Source organism: Rubripirellula obstinata, assembly GCF_001642955.1.
Lineage (GTDB): Bacteria > Planctomycetota > Planctomycetia > Pirellulales > Pirellulaceae > Rubripirellula > Rubripirellula obstinata.
In genome coordinates this window covers 1-14057 of sequence record NZ_LWSK01000131.1, presented here as the reverse complement: position 1 = coordinate 14057, position 14057 = coordinate 1, and the positions used below count along the sequence as shown (strand labels likewise).

Below are 14057 nucleotides of genomic sequence, written 5' to 3'. Positions count from 1 at the left end.
AAGCGGTATTCGCTGGTCAATTTACATTTTTCAGTGTTCATTTTGCAATTTGCAATCAACACCGAGGCCGGTCAGCCACAAACCCCCAAAGTCGTCCAGTTTCCCTCCACGCAAACATTTTCGTCAGCCCAGACGATGCCCACGCGGCCAAACGAACTAACACGTGTTTACCGGGATCAAAACTCTTCATGCCCACGCGGCTAAACAAATCGCACCCGTGTTTCAGTAGCGTAAAACCTTTAAAACGGGTAACGACATGCATCCGACCAGGGCGACGCGCGTTCACCGCTAATTCTGTGTAAACTGTCTTAGATTCAATCTCGACGCTTCCAGCACCCTTTTGATTACCGATGACGGACCTGACTCCACAGATGTTCACCCAGCGGATCGTTGAACTTGGCTTGGCCGAGCAACGAGACGTTGACCATGCGGTCAACCAATTGGGCGTTGGTGACCATACGATGAACGATGTCATCAAGACCGTCCAACGCCACGGCATTTTGACGACGTTACAAACCGACAAGATTCTAAAAGGCGATCGAGTTGGGTTTTTCTACGGTGAGTACAAGATCCAATACCTGATCGGTGCGGGTACTTTCGCCAGGGTCTATCGAGCCGAGAAAGGCGGTGAAGTCTTCGCCGTAAAAGTGCTTCGCAAACGGTTCCGCGATGAAGCCAAAGAGATGGAGCAGTTTCTGCGCGAAGGCCGCATGGGATTAAAACTGCGACATCCAAACATCGTCAGTATCTTGGACGTGATCCCCGACATTCGCACGCCATTCTTGGTGATGGAATTTGTGGAGGGTCAAACGCTACGTGAACTGGTTAGGATCCGCGGTAAATTGCCAGCCGACTTGTCGTTGCGTTTGATGTTTGAGATTGCATCGGGATTGAAGCATGCGGCCAGTCTTGGGATCGCACACAGGGATTTGAAACTATCGAACGTTCTGATTTCATCGGACGGAAAAGCCAAGCTCGTTGACTTTGGCTTGGCCGCGTTGACGGACCGAGCGAATCCCGAAAAGATGGCTGATTGCCCCAACGCTCGCGCGATCGATTACGCAGCTTTGGAACGCGGCACCGGAGTCCGAAAAGATGATCCGCGAAGCGACGTCTACTTCGCCGGCAACATGCTCTATCACATGGTCGCCGGAACGCCGGCCTTGAGCGAAACGCGTGACCGGCTGGCGAGACTAAACGTGTCTCGCTTTCAAGAAATCGTACCACTGCACGAACGCGTTCCCGACGTCCCTGGAATTGTCAGCCATGTCGTATTGAAAGCGATGGCGTTCAATCCAGAAAAGCGGATCCAATCGGCCGCGGCGCTAGCGGCAGAAGTCAAAAAGGCGATGCAGATTTTAGCGTCCGGCACCCCGGTTCGAGTGAATCAAGACAACAGTTTACCGATGGCTCCGCACCAAGACGACGAAGAAGCCGCGACCAACGAAGGCGAGGGGTACGTGGTGATGTTGGTCGAATCGAAAGCCGGTTTGCAAAACGCGATACGCGAACGGCTGAAGGCACGCGGATATCGAGTCCTCGTGATCTCGGACCCTAACCGGGCGCTAAACCGTTTTTCGCCCGTCGAAGACCCGCCAGCGGATTGTGTGATCTTTGGAGCCGCCGAGCTTGGCAGTCTTGCGGTGGAAGCGTTCAATAAATTTGCCAGCGACGAACACACCGCCTCAATGCCAAGCATTTTGCTGGTCGATCGAAGCCAAGCGAGCATTATCGCCGCGGCCACCCGCGGCCCCAACCGCAAACTACTTGCCCTGCCGCTAAAAGTTCGCGAACTCAGAGTCGCCCTTTCGCAACTGCTTTCGGGCGTTGAAAAACGAGAATTGGGATCGTACTGAGCCAGCGTTTCGTGATCCCGAGTCGGAAAGTCATCAGAAACTTTCTCGTTGCAGGTGAGGAACTGTCCTGAAACAAGTTCCGTATTTGGCGAAATCTTTCGTAGCTGGGCCCGCCAGGGTTCAGCTAGTGGTCCATGTCACCTCAATTTTCGGGTAGCGGAACTCGCCAAGAGTTTCGGCTACGAGGGGGACGCCGAAAGTCTACGCGACTTCCGCTACCTCCTAACCGAAGATTGAGCTGACGCGGAATACTAGTCGTGGACTGAACCCTGGCGGGACCAGCTACGGGAAAACCGGGAAGTTATTTCGGGACAGTTCCTAAAGTCCATCCATGGTTTGGACGATAACAACGGCATATTCGCGAGAATCATCAGCGTTGTCTAAAGAAGCAGCTTCCTTAGATCTTGACTGTTCGGCAAAGTTTCTCTAACTTTCGCGAATCACCTGGACGGACTTGAATTGTTCGCAATTTCAACCCGACCGTGAGGGCGACGTGGCCAAGTGGCTAAGGCGAAGGATTGCAAATCCTTTATTCGTGGGTTCGAATCCCACCGTCGCCTCTTTTGCAATTTACCGAGGCTAAGCGGTAAATTTTCGACCTGTCCGTCGTCGGCAGAGTACTTTCTCAGAAGACTCTGAATGGGATGTTTCCCGCCTTGGTCTGTAGAAACCTGCCCGGACTGCGAAACTGCCAGGTTCTTGTCTTAATCGCCGCCACTATTTTGGCGGCAGCGCTCCGGCAAAACCAAAGTCACGACCAACGGTCGCGACTATCTTCTAGAGCAATTCGCCAGCGGGTTCGATCAACATTCGCTTCGTCGCGGGTTGGTTCCTCAAAACAGGCCAATACGACAATCGCCGTCAGGAAATTTGTTGTTCCCTTGAAAGCACATGGAAATTTCTGACGCCGGTCATTGATTAGAATCAACCGGAAACTCGAAAGCTCTGAAAAGGATAGCGTCCCAATGTTGAGGTCGCGTTCGTTGTTAGCGATACGGTTATCCTGCGTGTTGACGATTTCAATAAAACAACGACAGGTTACATGCTGCCTATCAACTCACTTATTTGTCTGATCGCGATTGCGTTGATTCCAATGACGCACAGCGACCGCTGCGTCGCCAGTGAAACATCGACGTTGCCCAAGACCGTTGCATCGATTCGTAAGTTGTCCAAATCGGAAGCGAGTCGTGGTTATTCGATACAGTTCAAGGGCACCGTTTTGCTTACTTCACCGACCAGCTTTGTTTTTCACGATGGTGAAACTGCGATCTGGTGCGAAAGACCGAAAGAAACAAATCAGGTGTCAACTGATCTGGCGGTGGGGACAATTGTCGAAATCGAGGGCAAGACGAACCGTGGGCACAACGCCCCCTTGATTCAATGCTCACGAATTACCGTGCTGGGAACAGGGGAGCTTCCTTTGCCGCGTAAGTCCAGCCTTGCAGAACTGCAGTCCGGCGTTCTTGATTGCCAATGGGTGACGATTGACGGAGTCGCTATTAGCGCTCGGCGAGGAAACTTTCTTGCGATGGATGGCGTCAGCGTGGTCGTGTCCACTTTCGGTGGCAAGTTCTTCTTAAACTCCACAGCGATTTCACCGGAATCGATGGAGTCCGTCATTGACGCCGAGATCACTGTCACGGGGGTCTGTCTACCTCGTTTCAACAACCGAGGAAACGTTCTCGATTCAGACATCATGTCATGCGATGCGGATGGTTTAAAAATCACGAAACAAGCCAACGCGAATCCGTTTGCTTGCGAGAAAGTCACATTGGAATCATTGTTCGCTTTCGATCCCGATTGGAGTCCAACGCATCGCAAAGTCGTTTCAGGCACCGTCACCGCATGTGAGCGTGGGCAGCAGATTTTCATCACCGACGGGGAACACAATCTTCGTGTCATCCCACAGTCGTCTGATTCGTTCGCGATCGGCGAAGTCATCGAATGTTCAGGGTTCTTAGAGATCGACGCGAACTTTCCGGTCATGCGAACGTCGGTCATTCGATCGATTGGTGTCGGAAAGCCGCCGCAGCCAAGTTCCGTCACGCCGGATTTGGTGCTGTCACTACAACTGTTGGCACCGAATTCTAGCCAGCCAGATTATCACGCTGGACTCGTTCGGTTGGTAGGTGATTTGATAGCCGTTGAGGATCAAGTCGGAAAACCTTTTCAACTGATACTCGATGCAGACGGGTTCCTCGTTCCTGTTACGCTTGCCTCATTCCGACCGCCGCGACAGTTGCGCAGAATTCGCCCGGGAAGCACCCTGGAGGTGACTGGTATTTGTTCAATCCGAACGTCGGATCACCCCGAGGCGAATCGCAAGCTGCGTGCGGAATCGTTCGAGATTCGCTTGCGTTCACCGCAAGACGTGACTGTCGTTAGTGCGGCATCATGGTGGAACGCGACTCGTCTGCTGCTCCTTCTCGCTGGGATGATCGCATTGTTGGTGGTAGCTCTGCTGGTCATCGTTTGGATGCGTCGGCAGATCGCCCTGCGCGGATCCGAATTAGCGGAAACGCGGCGAGCAAAAGACGCTCTCGAACTGGTCGCCGCCACCACCAAACAGGAACGCACTCGAGTTGCGGCTGATCTTCACGATACGCTCGAACAATCACTCGCAGGTGTTGCGCTTCAGTTGCGGGCAATCGAAACTGCCCGCAGCAAAGATCTGGTCGAACGTAACCTAACGATCGCCAATCAGATTCTTGCGCAGTCTCGCGAAGACTTGCGGCGTAGCGTTTGGAACCTACGCATGACCGATTCAGGAACGATTTTATTGCGTGAGGAACTTCGGAAGATTTGTTTGGCGATCTTTTCGGGGACGCCGATATCGGCTGAGGTTGGGGGGAAAGGAAGCGAGCGGAAACTCGATGTACTGACAACCGAAAACCTTTTGATGATCGCTAAGGAAGCCATGACCAACGCACTAAAACATAGCAATCCCGAGCGAATTCAGGTTGATGTCGAGTATACTCCACGGACGGTTTCGATTTCTGTTTTTGATGACGGATGTGGGTTCGATTCCGAAGCAGTGGCAGGTACACACCAAGGTCATTTTGGCTTGACGGGCATGAGAGAACGCGTTCGCCGAATCGGTGGCGAACTCATGCTGGATAGCAAGCCGAAACACGGGACTCGCATTAGAGTGACCGTTTCGTGTTAGGAATTAGGAATATCGAGTTTCCAAATGGCGAAGATCTTTTGAGGCGGTGTCTGGTTTGATCGACCGTCCGGCAAGTCGCAAGTAATAAAATGACCATCCGAATCCTGATTGCCGATGACCACTCTCTGCTACGCGTGGGACTCGTTTCAATGCTTTCCAATGAGCAAGAGCTTTCGGTGGTTGCGGAAGCGGATGACGGCGAACGAGCAAGCGAGTTATTCGAACAGCACCGTCCCGACATCTGCATTCTTGATGTGCGAATGCCGGTCCTTGATGGCATCGAGGCGTTGATGCGAATTCGGGTGATCCAGCCTGATGCCAAGGTGATCATGTTGAGCACTGCCGAACTGGAAGAAGAAGTTGCTCAATCGCTTAAACATGGCGCGGCTGCATTTGTAACCAAGGCAGCACCACCCGTTGTCTTGGTCGATGCGATTCACCGAGTCCATTCTGGAGAGGTCATCAATCATCCGCTCCTGGAAACCAGTGTCGCAATGCAAGAACATCTTTCGCCACGAGAAATCGAAGTGCTGCATCTGGTAGCACTCGGGCACAGCAATAAACAGATTGCGATCGACTTGAGCCTCAGCATCCACACCGTGAAAACTTACGTCAAAGGGATCTTGGCAAAATTCAAAGTCCAGGACCGAGCTGGCGCTGTGTCTGTCGGGTACGAAAAAGGGATTTTGAAGATTTAGCGATCCAGGACGACCTTCCCGCTACAAACCTCTTGCCTCTCGCTGATTTCAACGGTTTGGTCGGTATTCGTGGCTTGGCTACGGCCGAGACGCGGCCCTCGTATCGCTCGAAAGAGCGAATTGATGCCAACTTCAGCCTTTTCTAAGGTAATAACACCGAACCAGATCAGCGATTCCTGACTTTTGTTTCATCGTCGTAAAACGGTCCTAAATTGACTTCTGTAGGTTCGGTTCCTACCGGACGTTTCCAGGCGGATCGTCCGGTGGGAACCGGACCTACGTCCAACGCAAACGGGGAAGCGATTTCGGGACAATTTCTAACAAGGAATAATGTCGGGAAGATCGTGGACTGTCGCTAAGTGGAGAGGGTTATCCGGCTTCTGTCCCGCCCCCTTCATCGGCTTTTTTGGGGGCCTTATTCGAGGAGGATGTCATGACGTATCGAAATCATGCTGAGCCTAAAAATCGGCTGGGGTTCACTCTTGTTGAACTGTTGGTCGTAATCGCAATCATTGGTGTGCTGGTGGGGTTGCTGTTACCTGCCGTTCAGGCTGCCCGCGAAGCAGCAAGGCGGATGAGTTGCAGCAACAACTTTAAGCAGATTGGTTTGGGAGTTCATAACTACCATTCAGCCTACAACAAGCTGCCAGGCTACCGAACAGGAACCAATGACGGGCAAACTTGGCCACCTGGCTTTACTCAGAACAGCAACATCTTCAACCTGAGTCCGCTCGTTGGAATCTTGCCGTTCATTGAGCAGCAAGCATTGTGGGAACAGGTTTCTAATCCCAATATCCAGAATTCGGACGGTTCCACTCGCGCCGTCAACGATCCATGGCCGCCGATGGGGCCCACCGTCGATGGCAATGATCAATACATTCCGTGGGTGACTGAGGCCCAGACTTACCGTTGCCCCAGTGATCCAGGAATTGGTGCGCCAGCTTACGGGCGAACCAACTACGCAGCCTGTCTTGGTGATAGCTATGGAAATCCCAACGGTGAATTTGTTTGGTGGAACACGTCCGATCGATTGGATGATCAGGGTTGGGTTGTCAATGGTCGTGCCGGGGATCGTGGAATGTTCTTCGCACGCAGACAAACCGCTTTCCGCGATTGCTTGGACGGTCTAGCCAACACGATTATGTACGGAGAAATCACGACTGATTTGGGCGACAACGATAAGCGAACCCGAGCTGCGATCCACCAAATCAGTGGGGCGTCGGCATTGGAACACAATCCACTGTCGTGTCGCGGTGGACTCGATCCACTGCGTCCTCAGTTTTGGGGGCCGCTTGCCACGTTCACAACATGGGCGGGGCAGGTGCGACTACGTCGCGGTGCTCAATGGGCCAGCGCGTTTGACATCATGGGCGGCTTTCACACCGTCCTTCCACCCAACTCTGAAATTTGCACCGACGCCGGTGCTGGAGATTGGGGCGGAGTCATGACTGCTCGAGCCAACTATACCGCGTCGAGCCGTCACCAAGGTGGCGTTCACGTTTTGATGGGTGATGGTGCTGTCAAGTTTGTGTCTGATTCGGTGGAGGCGGGCGACAGTTCCGCTGGCAATGTAACGCCAACAGCAAACAACTCGGGAAGAGAGAGTCCGTATGGTCTTTGGGGTGCCCTGGGGTCCCGAGCCAGCAAAGAAATTCCCGACATGTCAAATTTCTAGTCACTGGTCATTTCAGAGTAGCAACATGAAGAATTTCATATTTGTCTTTGCAATCGCAATGTGCAGTACGGCTGTCTGCTGTACGGCTGGTTGCGGTGACGACAGCGGCACTAAGAGCATCTACGACGAAGACGAAATGGCGAAGTATCGCCAGACTCCTGAGGAGCTAAGACAAGGGATGCTGGAAGCTCAAAAAGCGAGTCGCAATCGGGGCAAAGAGATCGCCAAGGAAATGAGAAAAGCTGGGTCCAGTTAACCTGCCCAGTTAATCTCCCCAGGCAATCGTTTTCCTCGGGAAGAACAAATCCGCTTACTTTTTTGGGGAACGTTTCCTCGATCGATTTTAAAACTTCGGCCTCATTTAGATTCAGATTTTACGACACTTCAAAATCGATTGGTTCTGTTCCAGTCGGTTAAACACATCAACCAGTAACCCGTAAGGTACTACGATGACTCATAGACCAATTTTAAATGAATTAGTCATTATCAATGTTTCGACCAAACGTTTACTTGCTTTTAGTTTTGTTTTTTTACTTCTCACAACCACCACTCAAGGTGCGGTAACACTGACGTTTGATAATGATCTTGAAGGATTTTCTGGAAACGGAACGCACGTGGTTTTGGGTATGGAAGGAGTAATGAAGGTTGAAACAGGGGGAGGCTGGGCAGCAAACGCTGTTTCAATGGACATGTCGCCCGCATTTGCAGCGGAGTGGGATGCTGCTGTCGCGAACGGTGGAACGTTGAGTTATGACGTTACAATTATTGACTCAGAGCAGACCACGTCCGCTTTTCCTGGTTGGTTTGAAAGTGCTTTGATCTTCAATGGACCTTGGAATCAAGAGAATGAGAATCTTTTACTCGAATTGGCTGCTGGGGGAACACAAACCAAGACAGTCGTCTTGAGCGTTGCAAACGGTGTATCAACTAGCTCCAGTGACGGTTTGATTCACGGCGACGGCACACCGGGCACACGGCAACTCATGTTGGGTGCGAACACGGATGGCGGAGCAGTTTCAGGAGTAACCTTGTACTTTGACAATGTTACGATATCCGCGGTTGCCATCCCAGAACCTTCCAGCCTTGCATTGCTGGGGATGGGTGGAATTGCATTGGTCGGCCGTCGCCGCCGAAGCTAATACTTGCATTCGCCGCAAGCGACTCACACGAAAAGCCTGACGTCTCGCACCTGGGATGTCAGGCTTTTTCGTTTTGCATACATCCAAGACCACTTAGGGAATTAGCGATTAGAAATTGCTGGACACCATCGGTCTTTCCATCAGTTTGGGTTTTTAGCCGTGCTTGGGTTCATCCAAGGCAGATCAGTTTTTCAAATTGGGTCATGAGCCGTGATCGCGTAAGGAACGAGCGGGAAATTAGTGTCGCCTTTCGCTCCGCGAAAGGCGACTATAAAAAGTCGCACGTTCCTAAGCGGCTGGGCCTAGGTAAATGCCCGAGGCGTTACCGGCAGCGGCTTACTTGAAATTGCCAACATTCAAAATGTGAGTTGCCCTGGATGTTCGCTTTGCTCGCTCGCCTCCATTGCGGTGGCACTGCTATAATGTCGCTCGGTTCCGAATCTTCGGCCTTCCATCCCATTGACTGATAACTTTACTGCTTTTCAGCATCAATTCAGACGACCTGGCATTATCAAACATGAGACTCTTGATGCATCAATCATTCTCCCCAGTGTTCTTAGCTCTTGCGTTTACTGCTCAAGTGGCGATCGCTCAGGACAACCGCCCGGAGCATGACGACACGTTTTTTGCGAAACCGCTCGTCGAACATATTTACACAGCCGATCCATCAGCACATGTCTTTGGTGATCGGCTTTACATTTACCCTTCGCATGATATCGACACCGAAAAGTCGAAAGGCTCCGCTGATGACGGCGCTCATTTTGATATGAAGGATTACCATGTTCTTTCGATGGACAAGGTGGGCGGTGAAACGGTCGACCATGGCGCTGCGTTAAAGCTAGAAGACATTCCGTGGGCAAAACAACAATTGTGGGCTCCAGATGCTGCGGAAAAAAACGGCAAGTACTATCTGTATTTTCCCGCAAAAGACAAAGACGGTGTTTTCCGAATAGGCGTAGCCCAAAGCGACAAACCTGAAGGCCCTTTCAAGCCGCAACCCACGCCAATGGATGGCAGTTTCAGCATTGACCCGGCTGTCTATCGCGCCGACAACGGTGACTACTACATGTACTTTGGCGGGATCTGGGGCGGGCAGTTGGAACGTTGGGCGGGCGGTTCCTATTCACAGACAGGTGTCGTGCTTTCGCCTACCGACACGGCGCTAGCACCCAAGGTGGTCAAGCTAAGCGAAGATATGTTGTCATTCGAGGGCGAAGTCCAAGACGTACAGTTATTAGATGAAAACGGTAATCCGTTACTCAATGGCGACAACGATCGTCGGTTTTTCGAGGCAGCATGGCTGCACAAGTATCAGGATACTTATTACCTGTCTTACTCGACGGGCGACACCCACAAGATCGTTTACGCGACTGGTGATAATCCCTTAGGTCCCTTCACCTACCAAGGCGTGGTGCTTGAACCTGTTATCGGTTGGACCAACCACCATTCAATTACGAAGTTCCAGGGCAAGTGGTACCTCTTTTACCACGACTGTCGTTTATCCGAAGGGAAAACACATCTGCGAACCGTCAAGATGACTGAATTGCATCATCAACCAGATGGTTCCATCTTGACCGTTGACACCAGATCGACAGAGTAAAGTCATACTCGGCGAACGAGGAATCATTTCTTGCCGTTGTTATTCGTCGGCTGCCGCGGAGCTTGGATAGACCAGATCAAATTGCGGCGATCCGGTGATCGGCCAAAGGACAAGGAAATGATGGATCGCATCGCTGGCGAACAAACCAACGCCAGCGACAAAGCAGACCCAACCCCAACTCCATCGCTGCGAAAAGGTCAAGATTCCTATTGGTATTAGCAGCGCGCCGATGTATCCATGATGAACTCGGTAACCAAACGTGATCACGCCAATCGTCGATGCAGTGGCGACGGATGAGGATTGGTTGAACCCAAAACGCAAAACGACACAGACAAGTTCAATAAACAGCGTCAGTCCGACGCACCAAGCAAGCGTGTATCGATCCAGTTTGATTCCCGGTTGAGCAGTCCTGCGGTTCTTCAGGAAACCTGGCATCTTAATAGCGGTAGACTTTGAGTGAATTCAAATCTCGAACGATCAAGCCATCTTTGAAGACACCCAAGTAAGCCCAGGCGTCGTCGGCGACCTTCAAGCGATCGCGGATTTCCAAGCCATCGCGTTGTTGTTCAATGGAAAGAAGTTCGCCACCTTCGTCCAACGCTAACAGCACATCGTTGTTTCGCACCAGGCTTTGATACTTGCCCATCGGCCGGCCGGTCCAAAGAATTTCGCCCGATTCAATGTCCAGCGCCGTCAAACGTTCGTTCTTCGAGTGCAGATAGATTGTCTGATCATCGACCACGGGTGACGACATGTAGGCTTGCACTTTTTGGTTCCATCGTTCCGTGACCGTCCAATCGTCGCCGGATCGGCTGATGTCAAACATTTGTGAACGACCGCTGTGTGCCGCCGTGAAAACTTGGTCGCCGATCACTGTGGGCGTCAGGATGTTCATGTTGCGATAGGCTTCAATCGGTTCTGACCAAAGTTCGGTTCCGTCTTCGATCGAAACACCGCAAAGCTTGGTGCGAGTTTGGACGATCAGTTGCCTTACGCCCGCCACCGTCGCGATGATTGGACTGCTAAACGCATCGTCGTCTTCTTCGCCAGCCATCGCACGCCAAATGGTTTGCCCGTCTTTAAGCGATAGCTTTAGCGTTGCCCCACCACCTTGGACAAACACCGCATCGCCATCGATCAGCGGTGAGCAGACGGCTCCGAAGTTGGGGCGTACTGACCCAAATCGCTCCGACAAATCGACTCGCCATTGAACATCACCGTTAGCTGGATTCAATCGAACCAGTTCGTCTCGAATCCCAAGCACAACTAACGCGTCTTCGGTCAACGCAGGAGTCGCCTTGATCCACGATCCATTGGCCGCAGCAAAGAAAGGAACTTTGATTGCGCCTTCCCACTGAGTCGTCCAAACCTGTTCACCGCTGGATAGATCGAAAGCCGTGACGCGTTCAAATTTCTCGTCAACGGTTTCAGTCGTGTAGACAACTTTTCCATCGGTGACGGGGCCACTGTAAGAAGGCGACAGGGGTTTTTCCCACGACAGTTTTAATTCGGAAAGTGAGTTGGGAAGATCACCGCTCCATACTCCATCACGCTGCGGACCACGCCATTGGTTCCATGTCTGGCTACTTTTTGCTGAATCGATTTCTGCGTCTGCAGCCGTGACAGTCGATGGTGGCAAGAACAATCCTAAGCATCCAACGAATGCGATCATGCGTCTGGCGAGCGAAATTCTCATTGTGTCATTTCTTTGGAAGGAGTTTCAATACAGTAAAGATGGTTGACCGTGCGCAGGTAAATTCGGCCGTCTGCGATTCCGGGCGTGCCCCAGGTTTGCTCGTCTAGTTCGTTTGCGGAGAGGAGTTCATATTCATCATCCGATCCTAAAACGTGTGTCGTTCCGCTTGCGTCCAATGCGTAGATTTTGTCGCCATCGGTCCAAGGTGATGCCCAAAAAGCCTTGGCACCGCGAACCCGTTTTCGATAGACAGTATCGCCCGTTGCCGCGTCCACGCAGTGCATGTTGCCGGTGCGTCGTTCAAACAGATAGATCTTGTCGTCGCAGATCGTCGGTGACGCCATTTGCATGTCGGCTCTTTCGATCCACCAGGGAATAAACTTGCTACTCGATGAATCTTCCGGTGGTGTGATATCTCCGCTGCCACCAGGCGTAATGCAGAACAATCTTCCGCCACCGTCATCGCTACCACCGCGGTCTCTGAATTCGTTACCCACAAAAAGACGGTCGCCCTTCGCGACAGGGGTTGCTGAACTGCGTCCTTTGTCCATGTCGAGTTGCCAAAGCAGTTCGCCCGTCGCTGGGTCGTAGGAACGATAAACCATTCCGCCAGCGATCAGTTCGTTTCGCTGCGAGTTCTGCCAGATCATGGGGCTGCTGTACTGCGACTTTTCATCGCGAGCCACTTTCCAAACTTCGTCGCCAGTCTTCGCATCCAAGGCAACCAAGAACGAATCGGTTTCATTGTCAACTTGGACGTACAACTTGCCATCGAACAACACAGGCGAACTAGACGTTCCCCAGTCCGCTCGCATTTCAAACACACCAAGGTCGCGCTGCCAAACAACGTTGCCCTGCATGTCCAACGCATAGACGCCGTTCATTCCAAAATACGCATACACTCGTTCCCCGTCGGTCATCGGAGTCTCGGTGGCGTAGGTGTTGGTGTTGTGGCGAGGGATTGGCGGCGGGCCTTCTTTGCAAGACGTTCGCCAAACTTCCTCGCCCGAATCCGCATCGATGCAAATGACTTGGTATTGGTAGACCGTCTTGGTCAGGTCATTGCGGCTTCGCCCGCCACCGCCCGTGTAGGGTTCAGGTTGCGTGCCGGCATCGCCAGATTGGGGAACCGCGGCGGTCAAGAAGACCTGACCTTCCCAGATAATCGGTTGCGACCAACCTTCGCCGGCGACGGGGATCTTCCAGCGGATATTCTGCGTTTGGCCTTCGTCATCCGACCAAGTCGTTGGCAATTCAGTCGGGGAAACAGCATTCGCGTGGGGTCCACGAAACTGGGGCCAGTTTTCAGCGGACGCGTTCCAGGTGCAGCTAATCGCGAAGATGGCAAGCAAACCATCACGAAGCGATTGGTTCGTAGAAAGCATGTATCGGCCTAGCAATTCAATTGTGTTCGTGATGGAAACAATCCTCTGCCCACCTTTTTACCAAGTATCCGGGAACGTCAAACGGCCCTATGTGTTTGAGTGTTCCGAAAAAGCTTAGATGGTTTCAGTTTCGCTTTCACGGCCAATACAGTGACTGGCTGTTCAGCTAGTTGCATCTGATCGAAACGATTTTACGAATAGATCCGATCGAGATGACGTCAACCTGATCTTGATCGGCAGATTCTCTCGGCATAGCGGCCAGAATTGACACACCTTTCAGATGACTAGCACACGAATAGCGACGTGCAAATTCATTTTTCCAGTTTGTGTCAAAGAGTCCCGGAGGCGTCATCCGCCAAGGGGATTTTTTGGCCAGCCTGGATGTTCCTCCGGACATCCAGGCGGCTGGAAAATGAGTCCCGTTCGGTTTCGCTTCGTCACTCTAAGGCGAGCGGCAGGTGAGAACTTACCGTAAGTGGACTAGATAATCTGCCGATCGCCTACAAGACATAGCGATCACGAGCACACCATTTTTTTGTCGCTAATTTTTTTGTCTAAATCCTCCCATGCTCGCTCCTAGGCCGCCCAGCACACCACGCATTCCAGTGCGAGCACACCACGCATTCCAATGAAGGTTAGACAAAAAAATTAGCGACAAAAAAATTGGGAGCATGAAGGCCGTGTGGAGCTATCTGAGGCACGGCCTGGCCTGATGAAAATCATTGCATCGCAGCAAATTGGGCAAGCTGCACCATGGCCGACAACACAAATTGCAGCGCTGTGAAGCATTGTGGCAACGGCACATTTTCCTATTCGCCAGCATGTAGGCCGTAGCGAGCCAT

Annotated in this window: 10 protein-coding genes and 1 tRNA gene; 8 read left to right on the top strand and 3 right to left on the bottom strand. The window is 52.1% G+C overall.

The features are described from left to right. Window positions 1-350: 350 nt before the first annotated feature. From RC85_RS21670 to RC85_RS21635, 8 genes are all read left to right on the top strand, one after another. Window positions 351-1856, top strand: a complete 1506-nt coding sequence (locus tag RC85_RS21670; protein WP_068266819.1) for a serine/threonine protein kinase — start codon at window positions 351-353, stop codon at window positions 1854-1856. Window positions 1857-2343: 487 nt separating this feature from the next. Further along, window positions 2344-2416 (top strand) — tRNA-Cys (locus RC85_RS21665). 482 nt (window positions 2417-2898) lie between these two features. Continuing rightward, window positions 2899-5022 (top strand): sensor histidine kinase, encoded by a 2124-nt coding sequence (locus tag RC85_RS21660; RefSeq protein WP_235033286.1) that lies wholly within the window; start codon window positions 2899-2901, stop codon window positions 5020-5022. An 89-nt stretch (window positions 5023-5111) separates the two neighbouring features. Next, window positions 5112-5720 carry a response regulator transcription factor gene (locus RC85_RS21655; protein ID WP_068266818.1) on the top strand — a complete coding sequence of 203 codons (609 nt, stop codon included), beginning with the start codon at window positions 5112-5114 and terminating at the stop codon, window positions 5718-5720. A gap of 433 nt (window positions 5721-6153) precedes the next feature. Then, the gene (locus RC85_RS21650) at window positions 6154-7395 is read left to right on the top strand and encodes a DUF1559 domain-containing protein (protein WP_068266817.1); all 1242 of its coding nucleotides are present in this window, start codon (window positions 6154-6156) and stop codon (window positions 7393-7395) included. A 25-nt stretch (window positions 7396-7420) separates the two neighbouring features. Next, complete coding sequence (locus RC85_RS21645) at window positions 7421-7651, top strand: hypothetical protein (protein WP_068266815.1); 231 nt, start codon at window positions 7421-7423, stop codon at window positions 7649-7651. Window positions 7652-7844: 193 nt separating this feature from the next. Further along, window positions 7845-8534 carry a PEP-CTERM sorting domain-containing protein gene (locus RC85_RS21640; RefSeq protein WP_068266813.1) on the top strand — a complete coding sequence of 230 codons (690 nt, stop codon included), beginning with the start codon at window positions 7845-7847 and terminating at the stop codon, window positions 8532-8534. A 529-nt stretch (window positions 8535-9063) separates the two neighbouring features. Beyond that, entirely contained in the window at window positions 9064-10134 is a 1071-nt protein-coding gene (locus RC85_RS21635) for a glycoside hydrolase family 43 protein (protein WP_200836764.1), read from the top strand. Between the two features lie 39 nt (window positions 10135-10173). Here the strand turns inward: RC85_RS21635 and RC85_RS21630 are convergent, their stop codons facing one another. The 3 genes from RC85_RS21630 to RC85_RS21620 are packed head-to-tail and all read right to left on the bottom strand — an operon-like array spanning window position 10174 to window position 13215. Next, window positions 10174-10569: a hypothetical protein gene (locus RC85_RS21630; protein ID WP_068266810.1), complete on the bottom strand. Its 396-nt coding sequence runs from the start codon at window positions 10567-10569 to the stop codon at window positions 10174-10176. A 1-nt stretch (window position 10570) separates the two neighbouring features. Beyond that, window positions 10571-11830: a PQQ-binding-like beta-propeller repeat protein gene (locus RC85_RS21625; RefSeq protein ID WP_068266808.1), complete on the bottom strand. Its 1260-nt coding sequence runs from the start codon at window positions 11828-11830 to the stop codon at window positions 10571-10573. Continuing rightward, entirely contained in the window at window positions 11827-13215 is a 1389-nt protein-coding gene (locus RC85_RS21620; RefSeq protein ID WP_068266806.1) for an outer membrane protein assembly factor BamB family protein, read from the bottom strand. The genes RC85_RS21625 and RC85_RS21620 overlap by 4 nt, the downstream gene beginning before the upstream one ends. Window positions 13216-14057 lie beyond the last annotated feature (842 nt).